Origin of the sequence: Pseudomonas mendocina, from assembly GCF_900636545.1 — a bacterium.
In the GTDB taxonomy this organism is placed as follows: domain Bacteria; phylum Pseudomonadota; class Gammaproteobacteria; order Pseudomonadales; family Pseudomonadaceae; genus Aquipseudomonas; species Aquipseudomonas mendocina.
Map to the genome: position 1 here is coordinate 2,026,162 of NZ_LR134290.1, position 14,963 is coordinate 2,041,124.

General features: G+C 60.2%; 14 protein-coding genes. All 14 read left to right on the forward strand.

Annotation, left to right across the window (positions count from 1 at the left end):
- Positions 1-229 precede the first annotated feature (229 nt).
- The 14 genes from EL191_RS09290 to fliI all read left to right on the forward strand — a co-directional run bounded on the left by EL191_RS09290 (position 230) and on the right by fliI (position 14,959).
- Positions 230-1,714: a flagellin gene (locus EL191_RS09290; protein ID WP_041978331.1), complete on the forward strand. Its 1,485-nt coding sequence runs from the start codon at positions 230-232 to the stop codon at positions 1,712-1,714.
- Positions 1,715-1,786: 72 nt separating this feature from the next.
- Positions 1,787-2,179: a flagellar protein FlaG gene (locus EL191_RS09295; protein WP_041769400.1), complete on the forward strand. Its 393-nt coding sequence runs from the start codon at positions 1,787-1,789 to the stop codon at positions 2,177-2,179.
- Between the two features lie 80 nt (positions 2,180-2,259).
- Complete coding sequence (gene fliD / locus EL191_RS09300) at positions 2,260-3,729, forward strand: flagellar filament capping protein FliD (protein WP_013714971.1); 1,470 nt, start codon at positions 2,260-2,262, stop codon at positions 3,727-3,729.
- Positions 3,730-3,732: 3 nt separating this feature from the next.
- Positions 3,733-4,125: a flagellar export chaperone FliS gene (gene fliS, locus EL191_RS09305; RefSeq protein WP_013714972.1), complete on the forward strand. Its 393-nt coding sequence runs from the start codon at positions 3,733-3,735 to the stop codon at positions 4,123-4,125.
- A 113-nt stretch (positions 4,126-4,238) separates the two neighbouring features.
- A complete protein-coding gene (gene fliS / locus EL191_RS09310; RefSeq protein WP_017361938.1) occupies positions 4,239-4,619 on the forward strand; it encodes a flagellar export chaperone FliS in 381 nt (126 codons plus the stop codon).
- A 25-nt stretch (positions 4,620-4,644) separates the two neighbouring features.
- A complete protein-coding gene (gene fliT, locus EL191_RS09315; protein ID WP_041978334.1) occupies positions 4,645-4,938 on the forward strand; it encodes a flagellar protein FliT in 294 nt (97 codons plus the stop codon).
- Between the two features lie 258 nt (positions 4,939-5,196).
- Positions 5,197-6,672 (forward strand): sigma-54 dependent transcriptional regulator, encoded by a 1,476-nt coding sequence (locus EL191_RS09320; protein ID WP_041978336.1) that lies wholly within the window; start codon positions 5,197-5,199, stop codon positions 6,670-6,672.
- A gap of 165 nt (positions 6,673-6,837) precedes the next feature.
- Positions 6,838-8,052: a sensor histidine kinase gene (locus tag EL191_RS09325; RefSeq protein WP_041978339.1), complete on the forward strand. Its 1,215-nt coding sequence runs from the start codon at positions 6,838-6,840 to the stop codon at positions 8,050-8,052.
- A 3-nt stretch (positions 8,053-8,055) separates the two neighbouring features.
- Positions 8,056-9,471: a sigma-54-dependent response regulator transcription factor FleR gene (gene fleR, locus EL191_RS09330; RefSeq protein WP_041978341.1), complete on the forward strand. Its 1,416-nt coding sequence runs from the start codon at positions 8,056-8,058 to the stop codon at positions 9,469-9,471.
- A 214-nt stretch (positions 9,472-9,685) separates the two neighbouring features.
- Positions 9,686-10,015, forward strand: a complete 330-nt coding sequence (fliE, locus tag EL191_RS09335) for a flagellar hook-basal body complex protein FliE (protein WP_013714978.1) — start codon at positions 9,686-9,688, stop codon at positions 10,013-10,015.
- A 10-nt stretch (positions 10,016-10,025) separates the two neighbouring features.
- Entirely contained in the window at positions 10,026-11,810 is a 1,785-nt protein-coding gene (gene fliF, locus EL191_RS09340) for a flagellar basal-body MS-ring/collar protein FliF (protein WP_041978344.1), read from the forward strand.
- Entirely contained in the window at positions 11,803-12,819 is a 1,017-nt protein-coding gene (gene fliG / locus EL191_RS09345; RefSeq protein ID WP_013714980.1) for a flagellar motor switch protein FliG, read from the forward strand. The genes fliF and fliG overlap by 8 nt, the downstream gene beginning before the upstream one ends.
- A gap of 3 nt (positions 12,820-12,822) precedes the next feature.
- Positions 12,823-13,623 (forward strand): flagellar assembly protein FliH, encoded by an 801-nt coding sequence (fliH, locus tag EL191_RS09350; protein ID WP_013714981.1) that lies wholly within the window; start codon positions 12,823-12,825, stop codon positions 13,621-13,623.
- Positions 13,613-14,959 carry a flagellar protein export ATPase FliI gene (gene fliI / locus EL191_RS09355; protein ID WP_013714982.1) on the forward strand — a complete coding sequence of 449 codons (1,347 nt, stop codon included), beginning with the start codon at positions 13,613-13,615 and terminating at the stop codon, positions 14,957-14,959. Before fliH ends, fliI begins: the two co-directional genes overlap by 11 nt.
- Positions 14,960-14,963 lie beyond the last annotated feature (4 nt).

Consider the following 14,963-nt stretch of genomic DNA (forward strand, 5'->3'; position numbering starts at 1 on the left):
GAGTGCTGCAATAGTGCTCGACGGATTTCAGTCAAAGGCGTCCATAAAGCGTGAGTGACTGGTTAAGTGGTTGACTGTAAAGAATAAAAAAAAGCTGAAAATTGTCTCTAAAGCTCCTTAGGCAAGCGCCGATAAAGAGATCGAATGCGAACTCTCTGGGCGTCTGAGCATGCAGGCCCGAGCTCGCAAGCTCAGACAAACGGTTCTAAGGTCATCTGGAGGCAATACCATGGCCCTTACAGTCAACACTAACGTTGCGTCCCTCAACACTCAGCGTAACCTGAACACCTCGTCCAAAGGCCTGGATACTTCCCTCCAGCGCCTGTCCACTGGCTACCGTATCAACAGCGCCAAAGACGACGCTGCAGGCCTGCAGATCGCCAACCGCCTGACCAGCCAGATCACTGGCCTGGGCGTAGCGACCCGTAACGCCAACGACGGTATCTCCTTGGCGCAAACCGCTGAAGGTGCCCTGCAGCAGTCCACCGGCATTCTGCAGCGTATGCGTGACCTGGCCCTGCAATCGGCCAACGGTTCCAACGGTGCCATCGAGCGTTCCGCCCTTCAGGGGGAAGTCGCTCAGCTGCAACAAGAACTGAACCGTATCTCTGATACCACCAGCTTTGGCGGTCGCAAGATTCTTGACGGCAGCTTCGGTTCGCAGAGCTTCCAGGTCGGCTCCAACGCCTACGAAACCATCAGCGTTTCCATCGGCTCCGCTGCCACTGATCGTATCGGTATCAACCGCGTCACCACTTCCGGTGGGGCCGCTCAGGCCATCGCTTCCGGTGCAGCTTTCAGCGCCACCTCGGGCAGTGCTTACAGCAGCACTTCCTTCAACATCAACTCCAAGCTGTCCGACGGCGATGTTGCCATCTCCGGTGCGGCTAGTGGATCTGCCAGTGAAGTGGCTCGTGCAGTAAACGCCAAGAGCGACGAGACTGGTGTAACAGCCAACTCCCGTACTGTGGCGACGCTCGGTGGCATCACTGCCTCGGGTACGGTGTCGTTCAACCTGTCCGGTGTTACCAGCAAGTCCAAGGACTCTGATGCTGCAACCGTCTCGGCTGTTGTCACCGACACTACCGATCTGAAGTCGCTGGCGGATGCGATCAACCGTGAAACCGGCAAAACCGGTATCTCGGCAGTCTCCAAGGGTGACACCATCGAGCTGGTCAGCTCGCGCGGTGATGCGATCCAGATCACTAACTACGCTGGTTCGGGTGGCGCGTCTTTGCAGGCTAAGAGCTTTGACGGTGCAGATGATGTCGGTACTGCCGCCACTATTGCCGAAGGCGGTGGTGCTCGCGCTGACGGTCAGGTACAACTCGAAGCAGCCGATGCCTTCCAGGTTACCGGGATGACTGGCGGTCTGGGTTCCGATGGCTTCAGTGAGCTGGATGCGGTGAACACCATCGACATCAGCACGGCGACGGGGGCTCAGGATGCACTGGGTATCATCAACGGCGCGATCTCCAACATCGACAGCCAGCGTGCTCAGCTCGGTGCCGTGCAGAACCGTTTCGAGAACACCATCTCGAACCTGCAGAACATCGCTGAGAACTCTTCTGCTGCTCGTAGCCGGATTCGTGACACTGACTTCGCTGCCGAAACCTCGGAACTGACCAAGAATCAGATCCTGCAGCAGGCCGGTACCGCGATCCTGGCCCAGGCCAACCAGCTGCCGCAGGCTGTCCTCAGTCTGCTGGGCTAAGCTCGAAGGCGCTAGACTACGGGGGGAAGGGCCTGGCTCTTCTCCCCGTTACCTCATTCTGAGGAGTAATTTATGGACGTCGGTTCGATAAAGTCCCCTGTTAACCCCCCACTGGTTCGTGATGGCGGTGTCTCCACAGCTGTGGATTCGCGTCAGAAGCAGAGCCTGACGCAGATCGCCTCGGCCCAGTCGGCCGATGAGCAGTCCACTGCTCGCCCAGTCGCTCCGACTCAGGATGTGAGTCGGGAACAGGTCGAGGATGCAGTAGCCACCATCCAGGAATTCGTCCAGTCTGTGCGTCGCAGTATCAACTTTGCGGTGGATGACGGCTCTGGGCGCGTTGTGGTCAAGGTGACGGATGCTGGGTCGGGCGACGTGATCCGACAGATTCCATCGGAGGAGGCGCTCAAGCTGGCAGAGAATCTGTCGGAGGTGCGCAGCCTGCTGTTCAAGGCCGAGGCATAGTTCTACTGTCTTGGCACGAGTTTTGACTGTAAACCCACTATCTACAGGGCGCAGTCGAATTTTTGACGAGGTACGAGATCATGGCGGGTATCACGGGAATCGGTTCGGGCATCAAGATCGACGAGATCGTTACAGCGTTGGTCAATGCTGAGCGAGCGCCCAAGACCAATCAGCTCGATCGCCTGGAAAAGCAGACTACCACTCGTATTTCGGCGATCGGTACGCTCACCGGGGCGATGAACTCGTTCAAGACCGCTCTCGATGCGCTCAACAAACCTGCGCTTTTCGAGTCTCGCACTGCCAGTACTTCCAACAGCAGCGTGCTCAAGGCTACCGCGGCCACCACGGCCCCTGCCGGCACCTACAGCATTCAGGTCCAGCAGCTGGCAGCCAGCAGTAAGGTAGCCCTGCAGTCCGTCTCGCGTGTAGGTGATGCTCCGGCTACTTTCAACAGCGGTACGCTGGAAATTTCCGCTGGCAACACCAGCATCAGTGTCGATGTCACCGCGGCCAACAACACGCTTGCCGGTATGCGTGACGCGATAAACGAAGCCGGCAAAAGCAGTGGTATAAGCGCAACCATCATTACCGATGATTCTGGTTCCCGCCTAGTATTGAGTTCGACCAAGACTGGCGAAGGCAATGACATCAAGGTAGCGGTTACCGAAGATGGTGAAACGACCGGCGGCAATGCCCTGACGACTCAGGCGTTCACGCCAGAGGCTGATCCTGACAATGCTGGCGCTTTCCTCAAGCCAAGCTCGGACAGTGGCGCGGGGGGAGTAATTAGCCAGGCCAAGTCTGCGAAACTGACCATCGATGGTTTGCAGCTGGTGCGTAGCAGTAACAAGATCGAGGATGCGCTCGAGGGCGTTACGCTCGATTTGGTCGCCGTACAGAGCGCCGCTGATCTGACGGATGGCAAGACCGTCAACCTGACTGTCGGCGTCGACAGGTCTAGTGTGAAGAGCAACCTGCAGAAATTCGTCGATGCCTATAACGCCCTGATCACGTCCTCGGCCCAACTGACGGCCGTCGTGGAAGTGGAAGGCTCCAAGCCCGTGGCTGGCCCGCTGGTTGGCGACTCTACGGTACGCAGCGTACTGGCGGGGCTGCGCAATGAAATCGTTAAGATGACCGGAGGTGGTGAGACTGGCGTACGTGCGTTGGCTGATCTAGGTATCACTACTGGTAAAGATGGCAAGCTGGCTCTCGATGACGCCACGCTGACCAAGGCGCTGGATAGCAATTTTGAGCAGGTCGGTGCCTACCTCACCGGCAGCGATGGCTTGATGGGGCGTCTTTCGGGTTTCGTTTCCGATTATGTGGCTACCGACGGTGTGCTGAAACAGCGCGATAGTGCCTTGCGAGGCACACTGAAGAACATTGACAAGCAGCGGGAGAGCTTGGACAAGCGCGTCGAAAGTCTGCAAACACGTCTTTATGCCCAGTACAACGCAATGGACTCCCTGGTGGCGCAGCTCTCCCGTACCAGCGATAGCTTGAGCGGTATGCTGGCCAACCTCCCCGGTTTCGTGAAAAAGGATTAAGCAATGGGCAAGAACCCTATCGATGCCTACAAGCAGGTCAAGACCAGCCAAGAGGTTTCTCCCTATCGCACCGTGCAGTTGCTGCTTGAAGGGGCACTTCAGCGTGTAATGCTTGCCAAGCACGCGCAGGCTGAGGGCGACACCGAGATTCGTGGTATGGCAGTGGGCAGTACGATCACCATCCTGGGCGTATTGCAGGCCGCTCTGGACAAGGAGCTGGGTGGCGAAATCGCCGAGAACCTTGATGCGCTCTACGACTATATGACCCGTCGCCTGGCGGGCGTGGCCCTGGACGATACACCGCGCACTCTGGAAGAGGTCCAGGCGCTGCTGGGCGATATCAAGAGCGCCTGGGATGCTATAGGTCCTGAGGTTGAGCCAGCGCCTGCTGTCTGATTGATCTTACGAAGCCGGATTCCTAGGCCGTCTTGAGCCACAAAAAACGCTAAAGCTTTAAGCGCTGGAGCCGATACCCAGAGTATCAGCCCACCTGTAGAGCGAGAGCGACTATGAACGCAATGGCGGCCCTCAAGCAGTATCAGACCGTCAACAACCAAGCGCAGGCTGCAGAGGCCAGCCCTCATCGTCTGATTCAGATGTTGATGGAGGGTGGACTGTCTCGCATCGCCCAGGCACGTGGTGCGATGGAGCGTGGACAGACTGCGTTGAAAGGCGAGCTGATCGGCAAGAGTATTGCCATCGTCGCGGGACTGCGCGAGAGTCTCGATCACCAGCAAGGTGGCGAACTGGCCGGCAATCTCGATAGCTTGTACGAATACATGATTGCCCGTTTGACTGAAGCCAATGTCAGCAACGAGCCGGAGCTTCTGGAAGAGGTGTCGGTTTTGCTGCGCAACGTCAAGCAGGGTTGGGATGCCATCGCTCAGTAGTGAGCGAGCATCGGAGGAGAAGCAAATGAGTTCATCTGTCCAGCGTTTGCAAGCGACCGGTTCTGCCCTGCGTGATGCTTTGGCAAAGCAGGACTGGACCGCGATTGGCGAACTCGACCTGCAGTGCCGCATGGCAGTCGAAGCGGCAATGGTCGATAGCGGTGACGAAGAAGACCTGCGCAGCGGCCTGGAAAACCTCCTCTCACTCTACCGTGAGTTAGTCACCGTTTGTCAGGCTGAGCAGCAGCGTCTGGCCAGTGAGCTGGTGCAGCTCAACCAGTCCCACCAGGGCGCTAAGGTCTATCAGCTTTTCGGCTAGTTCTCTGTATCTACCGAGGCTAACCAGCTAGTTAGCCTCGGTTTCCTCTCGCTGTGCTTTCTCCTTTTATCCTTTTTTATCTGTGGCAATTCCCCAGCTATGCGAGCGACTGCTTGGATGCTGGCGCCGATTGGCTAAAAAATTACGCCATAAAATTGACTGGCTTCAATTTTTTGACTTTACTAGTGGCAAGTTGCCGGTGTGCGCCGAAGATCTGGCGTGCAATCCCCCTCACTTCTCTGGTCAGACAAGCACAAGATGTGGCGTGAAACCAAAATCCTGTTGATCGATGACAATGCTACGCGCCGCCACGAGTTGGCGATCATTCTGAGTTTTCTCGGGGAGGAGCATTTGGCCTGCACCAGCCAGAACTGGCGTAGTGCCGTGGCCAATCTAGGTTCCAGTCGGGAGGTCCTCAGCGTTTTGCTTGGCGATGTCGAGGCCAAGGGTGGTGCGCTTGAGTTGACCAAGCAGATCGCTGGCTGGGATGAGTTTCTGCCGCTGTTGACGGTCGGCGAATTCAGCTTCGCCGAGTGGCCGGAGGATTTGCGCCGGCGCGTACTGGCCAGTCTGGAGACCCCGCTCAGCTACAACAAGCTGCTCGACTCTCTTCATCGCGCCCAGGTCTATCGTGAAATGTACGATCAGGCCCGTGATCGTGGGCGACAGCGCGAGCCCAATCTGTTCCGCAGTCTGGTGGGTACCAGTCGTGCCATTCAACAGGTGCGGCAGATGATGCAGCAGGTCGCCGATACTGAGGCCAGCGTGTTGATCCTCGGTGAGTCCGGAACCGGCAAGGAAGTGGTGGCGCGTAACCTGCACTATCACTCCAAGCGTCGTGAGGCGCCGTTCGTGCCGGTCAACTGTGGTGCCATCCCGGCCGAGCTGTTGGAAAGCGAGCTGTTTGGGCATGAAAAAGGTGCTTTCACCGGTGCCATCACCAGCCGGGCGGGGCGCTTCGAGCTTGCCAATGGCGGCACGCTGTTCCTCGACGAGATTGGCGACATGCCATTGCCGATGCAGGTCAAGCTGCTGCGTGTGTTGCAGGAGCGCACCTTCGAGCGCGTCGGTAGCAACAAGACGCAGACCGCTGATGTACGCATCATCGCTGCGACGCACAAGAACCTGGAGCGGATGATCGAGGACGGCAGTTTCCGCGAGGATCTGTACTATCGCCTCAATGTCTTCCCCATCGAGATGGCGCCGCTGCGCGAGCGTATCGAAGATATCCCGTTGCTGATGAATGAGCTGATTTCGCGCATGGAGCATGAGAAGCGAGGTTCCATCCGTTTCAACTCCGCAGCGATCATGTCACTGTGCCGTCATGACTGGGCGGGCAACGTACGTGAGCTGGCTAACCTGGTAGAGCGCATGGCGATCATGCATCCCTACGGCGTGATCGGTGTCGGCGAGCTGCCAAAGAAATTCCGCCATGTCGATGACGAAGACGAGCAGCTCGCCGCCAGCCTGCGTGACGAGATGGAAGAACGCGCGGCGATCATGGCCGGCCTTCCGGGCCTCGATACGCCGGCCATGCTGCCGCCCGAAGGTCTGGATCTGAAGGACTACCTTGGTAATCTGGAGCAGGGCCTTATTCAGCAGGCGCTGGATGATGCCGGCGGCGTGGTGGCTCGTGCTGCCGAGCGTCTTCGTATTCGTCGAACCACGTTGGTGGAGAAGATGCGCAAATACGGGATGAGTCGCCGCGAAGAGGATGGCCAGGACGAGGATTGATTCGTCAGCCTCACAGGCTAATGTCGTAAAGAACGGAGCTTTGACGCAAGCTCCGGCTTCGTTTTTTCAAGCTATTGAAAAATAAGAACAAAAAAGTAGGCACGGGGATTGCTAAGGCTCTTGTATCCGACCGTCTTCTGACGGTGCGCCGTACGAGAGAAGCAGATGGAAGCCAATCGTCGTCCTACCGAGTCAGCCGAGCCAAGCGTCCCAGCGCCACTTGAGCAAGCCAGTCGTGCGGGACTGGAGCAGGCCTTTGCCCTGTTCAACCAGATGTCCAACCAGCTCAGCGAGTCCTACAGCCTGCTCGAAGCACGAGTCAACGAGCTGAAGGGGCAACTGGCTCTCGTCAGCGCTCAGCGTATGCAGGAGCTGGCAGAGAAGGAACGCCTGGCGCATCGTCTGCAGAGCCTGCTCGACCTGCTGCCTGGTGGGGTGATCGTCATCGACGGACAGGGTGTCGTGCGTGAAGCGAATCCCGTGGCGCGCGCATTGCTTGGCCAGCCGCTGGTGGGCATGCTCTGGCGCCAGGTGATTGCCCGCAACTTCGCTCCGCGCGAAGACGATGGCCACGAGATCTCCATGCGTGACGGTCGTCGCCTATCCATTGCCACCCGTTCCCTGCATGGGGAGCCCGGGCAGCTTGTGCTCCTGACTGACCTGACGGAAACCCGTCGCCTGCAGGATCAGCTATCGCGGCATGAGCGTCTTTCGGCACTGGGGCGTATGGTGGCTTCGCTTGCGCATCAGATCCGCACGCCGCTCTCCGCCGCGCTGCTTTATGCCAGTCATCTGAATGAGCAGGTGCTACCCGCCGAACAGCAGCAACGCTTCGCCGGGCGCTTGAAGGAGCGCCTGCACGAATTGGAGAACCAGGTTCGGGACATGCTGATCTTCGCTCGTGGCGAACTGCCGCTGCCGGATCGCCTGTCGCCATCGATCTTGTTCGATGCGCTGCGCGCGGCCGCTGACGCGCATGTGGGCGATATGGCCGTGCGCTGGCAGTGCGATGTCCGCGATGGCGAACTGCTGTGCAATCGCGACACGCTGGTCGGCACCGTGCTCAACCTGATCGATAATGCGATCCAGGCTGCTGGTCGCGATGCCCGTCTGAAGATTCATCTGTATCGCCGCGATGGCCAGTTACGCCTATGCGTCAGCGATAACGGACCGGGTATGAGCCAGGAAACCCTGGCGCGTCTGGGCGAACCCTTCTTTACCACCAAGACCACTGGCACCGGCCTCGGCCTCGCGGTGGTCAAGGCGGTGGCGCGTGCTCATCAGGGCCAGTTGCTGCTGCAATCACGTGCAGGTCGTGGCACCTGCGCCATTGTTTCTTTGCCGCTGCTTGATGCAGCGCCTCACTCGAATCGGGAGTAATCCATGGCTGCCAAAGTCCTGTTGGTTGAAGACGATCGCGCCCTGCGCGAAGCCCTGGCCGATACCCTGTGCCTGGGCGGGCATGATTATCGTGCGGTCGATTGTGCCGAGGCGGCTCTGGTCGCCTTGACCGAGGAGCCGTTCGGGCTGGTGGTCAGCGATGTCAATATGCCGGGTATGGATGGGCACCAACTGCTGGCGCAGATTCGCGGTCGCTATCCGCAATTGCCGGTGTTGCTGATGACGGCCTTCGGTGCCGTGGAGCGCGCGGTGGATGCCATTCGCCAGGGGGCGGCCGATTATCTCGTCAAGCCGTTCGAACCACGCACGCTGCTGGAACTCGTTGCCATGCATGCGCTCGGAAAATTGACGGCGGGTGATCGTGATGGGCCGGTCGCGCTCGAGCCCGCCAGCGTGCAGCTGCTGGAGCTGGCATCCCGCGTGGCGCAGAGTGATTCGACGGTGATGATTACCGGTGAGTCCGGTACCGGCAAGGAGGTATTGGCACGCTATATCCATCAGCAGTCGCCACGTGCAGCTGGGCCATTCATCGCCATCAACTGCGCGGCAATTCCCGACAACATGCTCGAGGCCACGTTGTTCGGTCATGAGAAGGGGGCGTTTACGGGGGCGGTCAACGCACAGCCGGGCAAGTTCGAGTTAGCCGATGGCGGCACCATTTTACTCGACGAAATTTCCGAAATGCCGCTGGGTTTGCAGGCCAAGTTGCTGCGTGTGCTGCAGGAGCGTGAGGTGGAGCGGGTCGGAGCGCGCAAGCCGATCAATCTGGATATTCGCGTGCTGGCCACCAGCAACCGTGACCTTGCCAGCGAAGTCGCAGCGGGACGGTTTCGTGAAGATCTCTACTATCGCCTGTCGGTTTTCCCGCTGGCCTGGCGACCGCTGCGTGAACGACCTGCCGATATCCTGCCGCTAGCTGAGCGGCTGCTGGCCAAACACGTCAAAAAAATGAATCAGGCACCGGTGCGTCTGTCCGAGTCTGCTGCGCAAAGCCTGGTGCAGCATCAGTGGCCGGGTAACGTGCGCGAGTTGGATAATGCCATCCAGCGCGCATTGATCCTGCAGCAGGGCGGGGTGATCCAGGCGCAGGATCTCTGCCTGCACGCGCCGATCGGCCAAACGGTACAGATTGCCGCGCCGCGTCTGGCGGTCGTGCCGAGCGTCGCGCCACTTTTGCCGCAGCCGGGGGAAGCGACCGGTGCGGCGGATTCCAGCGCCCTGGGTGAGGATCTTCGCCGTCGCGAGTTCCAAGTGATCATCGATACCTTGCGCGCTGAGCGCGGCCGTCGCAAGGAGGCGGCCGAGAGACTGGGCATCAGCCCCCGTACGCTGCGCTACAAGCTGGCTCAGATGCGCGATGCCGGTATGGATGTCGAGGCTTATCTGTACGCCAGTTAAACTGGCCTCGTCCAAATCCTGTCTTCAAGGGGGAACCAGGCGTTTTCTTTAGCGTCTGGTTTGCCTCTTCGCTTTTACCCTTCATTGGCCCGATTCCAGGGTGCTTCCCTCTGCCGTCTTAGCCTTGCCATCGCTGGCCGCTCTTTTGGCACCCTTGTTGCTAATACCCCCATATAGCGCCGCTAGTGTCAAAAAGCGGGCAGTGGAGGATGTGATGAGCCAGGGTGTCGAATTCAATCGCTTGATGCTGGAAATGCGTTCCATGCAGGCTGAGGCCATGGCGCGTCAGAAGCCTGCTGCGAGCGAGCCAGTGCAGGGTGCGCCGAGCTTCTCGGAAATGCTCGGCCAGGCGGTGAACAAGGTCAACGAGACCCAGCAGGCCTCCAACAAGCTCGCCACTGCCTTCGAGATGGGCCAGAGCGGGGTCGATCTGACCGACGTGATGATCGCCTCGCAGAAAGCCAGCGTATCCTTTCAAGCCATGACCCAGGTGCGCAACAAGCTGGTCCAGGCTTATCAAGACATCATGCAGATGCCGGTCTGAGGGTTGATTCATGGCTGAAGCAGCAGTAGCAAACGTACCGGCCAAGGCCGAAGCAGGTGAGCCGAAGAAGCCCCTGCTGGGCCTTAGCTTCCTGGAGAATCTCGCCGAAATGTCGGTGCTGCGTCAGCTCGGCCTGCTGGTCGGTCTGGCTGCCAGCGTGGCCATCGGTTTTGCCGTGGTGCTCTGGTCGCAGCAGCCGGATTACCGTCCGCTCTACGGCAGCCTCAACGGTATGGATGCTACCCAGGTGGTCGAGACCCTGACAGCTTCCGGTATCGACTACACCATCGAACCCAACTCCGGTGCGCTGCTGGTCAAGGCAGACGATCTGGCGCGTGCACGCATGCGTCTTGCCGCCGCTGGTGTGGCGCCGACCGACACCAGTGTCGGCTTCGAAATCCTCGATCGCGAACAGGGGCTTGGCACCAGCCAGTTCATGGAGGCGACCCGTTATCGCCGTGGCCTCGAAGGTGAATTGGCGCGCACGGTCGCCAGCCTCAATAACGTCAAGGCTGCGCGTGTCCACCTAGCCATGCCAAAGGCATCAGTCTTCGTGCGTGACGAGCGTAAGCCGTCCGCTTCGGTCCTGGTGGAGCTCTATCCGGGACGTGCGTTGGAGCCGAGCCAGGTGATGGCAATCGTCAATCTGGTGGCGACCAGCGTGCCCGAGTTGGACAAGGGGCAGGTCACCGTCGTCGATCAGAAGGGCAATTTGCTCTCCGATCAGCAGGAGCTTTCCGAGCTGACCATGGCTGGCAAGCAGTTCGACTACACCCGGCGCATGGAGGGGCTGTTCACCCAGCGTGTACACAATATCCTGCAGCCAGTGCTGGGTACCGGGCGCTACAAGGCCGAAGTTTCGGCTGACGTGGATTTCAGCTCGGTAGAGTCCACCTCCGAAATGTTCAACCCGGACCAGCCGGCACTGCGTAGCGAACAGCAGGTCAACGAGCAGCGCCAGAGCAGCCTACCGCCGCAGGGTGTGCCGGGGGCTCTGTCCAACCAACCGCCTGGCCCGGCTGCCGCTCCGCAACAGGCTGCAGGCGCTGCTGCTCCGGCAGGCCCGGTGGCAGCAGGTCAACCGCTGGTCGATGCCAACGGCCAGCAGATCATGGACCCGGCTACCGGCCAGCCGATGCTGGCGCCGTATCCGGCGGACAAGCGTGAGCAGTCAACCCGCAACTTCGAGCTGGATCGCTCCATCAGTTACACCCGCCAGCAGCAAGGGCGCTTGCGTCGTTTGTCGGTCGCCGTGGTGGTGGACGATCAAGTCCGGGTCGACCCGGCTACCGGTGAGACCAGCCGAGTGCCGTGGACGGCCGATGACCTGGCACGTTTCACTCGCCTGGTTCAGGACTCGGTGGGCTTCGATGCCAGTCGCGGTGACAGCGTCAGCGTGATCAACACTGCCTTCACAGCATCGCTGGGCGAGGAGATTCCCGATATTCCGTTCTACACCCAGCCCTGGTTCTGGGACATCGTCAAACAGGTGCTCGGCGTATTGTTCATTCTGGTGTTGGTGTTCGGTGTGCTGCGTCCGGTGCTCAACAACATCACTGGTGGCGGCAGGGGCAAGGACCTGGCTGGTTCCGGCGATGTCGAACTTGGTGAGATGGCCGGCCTGGATGGTGAGCTGTCCGATGATCGCGTCAGCCTTGGTGGGCCGCAGAGCATAATGCTGCCTAGCCCCAGTGAGGGGTATGATGCGCAACTGAACGCCATCAAGAGTCTGGTGGCGGAAGATCCTGGCCGTGTAGCCCAGGTCGTCAAAGAGTGGATCAACTCCGATGAGTGATAATCGTACCGCTACCAAGCTGACCAAGGTCGACAAGGCCGCGATCCTGCTACTTTCGCTGGGCGAGACCGATGCCGCGCAGGTGCTGCGCCATCTCGGGCCCAAGGAAGTGCAGCGCGTTGGTGTCGCCATGGCCGGGATGCGCAACATCCATCGCGAGCAGGTCGAGCAGGTGATGAGCGAGTTCGTCGAGATCGTCGGCGACCAAACCAGCCTGGGCGTCGGTTCCGATGGCTACATCCGCAAGATGCTCACCGCAGCACTGGGTGAGGACAAGGCCGGCAACCTTATCGATCGCATTCTCCTGGGCGGCAGTACCAGCGGCCTGGATAGCCTGAAGTGGATGGAGCCGCGCGCCGTTGCCGACGTGATTCGCTACGAGCACCCGCAGATCCAGGCCATCGTCGTCGCTTACCTCGACCCCGATCAGGCCGGTGAGGTGCTCAGCCATTTTGACCACAAGGTGCGTCTGGACATCATTCTGCGCGTGTCTTCGCTCAACACCGTGCAGCCGTCCGCGCTCAAGGAACTCAATCAGATTCTCGAGAAGCAGTTCTCCGGCAGCGCCAACACCACACGTGCCACCATGGGCGGCGTCAAGCGTGCGGCGGACATCATGAACTTCCTCGACAGTTCGGTGGAAGGTCAGCTGATGGACTCGATCCGCGAGGTGGACGAAGACCTGTCGACGCAGATCGAGGACCTCATGTTCGTCTTCGACAACCTGGCCGATGTCGACGACCGCGGTATCCAGGCGCTGATGCGCGAAGTCTCGTCCGAAGTGCTGGTGCTGGCGCTCAAGGGCGCCGACGATGCGATCAAGGACAAGGTGTTCAAGAACATGTCCAAACGCGCTGCCGAGCTGTTGCGCGATGATCTGGAAGCCAAGGGGCCGGTGCGCGTCAGCGACGTCGAAACCGCGCAGAAGGAAATTCTCACCATTGCCCGCCGCATGGCCGAGGCCGGAGAGATCGTACTTGGCGGCAAGGGTGGCGAGGAGATGGTTTAAACCATGGCAGCCAAGGAGCCTGAGAGCGAGCTGATTCGTGCCAAGGATCTGGGGGCCGTCGACCGCTGGGCGTTGCCCAGCTTCGACGCGCCGGGTGAAGAATCGGCCGACACAGGCGTCACCGCTGACGAACTTGCACCTTCTCCCGTTGAAGCCGAAGCTCAGGATACCGGGCAGGTAGAAGAGGTCGCTATCGAGGATGTCAAACCGCTGACGCTCGATGAGCTCGAAGCCATCCGCCAGGATGCCTACAACGAAGGCTTCGCCACCGGCGAGAAGGATGGTTTTCATGCCGGCCAGATCAAGGCCAAGCAGGAAGCTGATGCCGCCTTGGCGCTGAAGATTGGTAGCCTGGAAAAACTCATGAGCCAACTGCTCGAGCCGATTGCCGAGCAGGACCAGCAGATGGAAGTGGCCATGGTGCGCCTGGTCAGCCATATGGTGCGCGAAGTGATTCAGCGCGAGCTGAGCACCGACTCCAACCAGATACGCCAGGTTCTGCGCGAGGCACTCAAGCTGTTGCCGATGGGTGCGGACAACGTACGCATCCAGGTCAATCCGCAGGACTTCGAGACGATCAAGGCGCTGCGCGAGCGCCATGAAGAGAGCTGGCGCATTCTTGAAGACGACAGCCTGTTGCCTGGCGGTTGCCGCATCGAGTCGGAGCACAGTCAGATCGACGCCAGCGTCGAGACGCGCATGGCGCAGGCCCTCAAGCAACTGTTCGAGCAACAGCGCGCGCAGAGCACCCAGCCGCCGGATGCGGATATCAACCTGGATCTGGATAGCGACGATGCGTCTTGACCGCGTGAGCTTCGCCCGGCGTCTGGAGGGCTACAGCGATGCGATCAGCCTGCCCAGCCAGCCCATACTCGAAGGGCGTCTGCTGCGCATGGTCGGCCTTACCCTGGAGGCCGAAGGTCTGCGTGCTGCTGTTGGCAGTCGCTGTCTGGTGATCAACGACGACAGCTACCACCCGGTCCAGGTCGAGGCCGAGGTGATGGGGTTTTCCGCGGGCAAGATCTATCTCATGCCGGTGGGCAGTCTCGCCGGCATTGCACCCGGCGCGCGCGTGGTACCGCTGCCTGATGCCGGTCGTCTGCCCATGGGCATGACCATGCTTGGCCGTGTGCTCGATGGTGCCGGCCGCGCGCTGGATGGCAAGGGCGGGATGAAAGCCGAGGATTGGGTGCCGATGGATGGCCCGAGCATCAACCCCCTCAATCGCGATCCCATCAGCCAGCCACTGGACGTCGGCATTCGCTCGATCAACGGTCTGCTCACCGTTGGGCGTGGCCAGCGCCTGGGCCTGTTCGCCGGTACCGGTGTCGGCAAGTCGGTGTTGCTGGGCATGATGACGCGTTTTACCGAGGCCGAGATCATCGTCGTCGGCCTGATCGGTGAGCGTGGGCGGGAGGTCAAGGAGTTCATTGACGAGATCCTCGGTGAAGAGGGACTCAAGCGCTCCGTCGTTGTGGCCTCGCCGGCCGACGACGCACCTTTGATGCGACTGCGCGCTGCGCAGTACTGCACGCGCATCGCCGAATATTTCCGCGACAAGGGCAAGAATGTTCTGTTGCTGATGGATTCGCTGACGCGTTACGCCCAGGCACAGCGTGAAATCGCCCTGGCCATCGGTGAACCACCAGCCACCAAGGGCTATCCTCCCTCGGTGTTCGCCAAATTGCCCAAGTTGGTCGAACGTGCCGGTAATGCCGAGGCCGGCGGTGGTTCGATCACCGCGTTCTATACCGTACTGAGCGAGGGCGATGATCAGCAAGACCCCATTGCCGACGCCGCGCGCGGCGTGCTCGATGGCCACTTCGTCCTGTCCCGCCGTCTGGCTGAGGAGGGGCACTATCCGGCGGTCGATATCGAGTCCTCGATCAGTCGGGTCATGCCGCAGGTGGTGCCGCCGGAGCAACTCAAGCAGGCGCAGCGTTTCAAGCAGCTTTGGTCGCGCTACCAGCAGAGTCGCGATCTGATCAGCGTCGGCGCCTATGTTCCAGGCGGCGATGCGGACACCGACCTGGCCATCGCACGTCAGCCGATCATGGCTCAGTACCTGCGTCAGGGTTTGGACGAAAGCGTCGGCATGCCGCAGAGCCGGGAGCAACTCGCTGCCGTTCTGGGGCAATGATGAG

Coding starts and splice junctions, on each gene's coding strand:
- EL191_RS09290 (WP_041978331.1), top strand. CDS start 230: ATGGCCCTTACAGTCAACACTAACGTTGCGTCCCTCAACACTCAGCGT.
- EL191_RS09295 (WP_041769400.1), top strand. CDS start 1,787: ATGGACGTCGGTTCGATAAAGTCCCCTGTTAACCCCCCACTGGTTCGT.
- fliD (WP_013714971.1), top strand. CDS start 2,260: ATGGCGGGTATCACGGGAATCGGTTCGGGCATCAAGATCGACGAGATC.
- fliS (WP_013714972.1), top strand. CDS start 3,733: ATGGGCAAGAACCCTATCGATGCCTACAAGCAGGTCAAGACCAGCCAA.
- fliS (WP_017361938.1), top strand. CDS start 4,239: ATGAACGCAATGGCGGCCCTCAAGCAGTATCAGACCGTCAACAACCAA.
- fliT (WP_041978334.1), top strand. CDS start 4,645: ATGAGTTCATCTGTCCAGCGTTTGCAAGCGACCGGTTCTGCCCTGCGT.
- EL191_RS09320 (WP_041978336.1), top strand. CDS start 5,197: ATGTGGCGTGAAACCAAAATCCTGTTGATCGATGACAATGCTACGCGC.
- EL191_RS09325 (WP_041978339.1), top strand. CDS start 6,838: ATGGAAGCCAATCGTCGTCCTACCGAGTCAGCCGAGCCAAGCGTCCCA.
- fleR (WP_041978341.1), top strand. CDS start 8,056: ATGGCTGCCAAAGTCCTGTTGGTTGAAGACGATCGCGCCCTGCGCGAA.
- fliE (WP_013714978.1), top strand. CDS start 9,686: ATGAGCCAGGGTGTCGAATTCAATCGCTTGATGCTGGAAATGCGTTCC.
- fliF (WP_041978344.1), top strand. CDS start 10,026: ATGGCTGAAGCAGCAGTAGCAAACGTACCGGCCAAGGCCGAAGCAGGT.
- fliG (WP_013714980.1), top strand. CDS start 11,803: ATGAGTGATAATCGTACCGCTACCAAGCTGACCAAGGTCGACAAGGCC.
- fliH (WP_013714981.1), top strand. CDS start 12,823: ATGGCAGCCAAGGAGCCTGAGAGCGAGCTGATTCGTGCCAAGGATCTG.
- fliI (WP_013714982.1), top strand. CDS start 13,613: ATGCGTCTTGACCGCGTGAGCTTCGCCCGGCGTCTGGAGGGCTACAGC.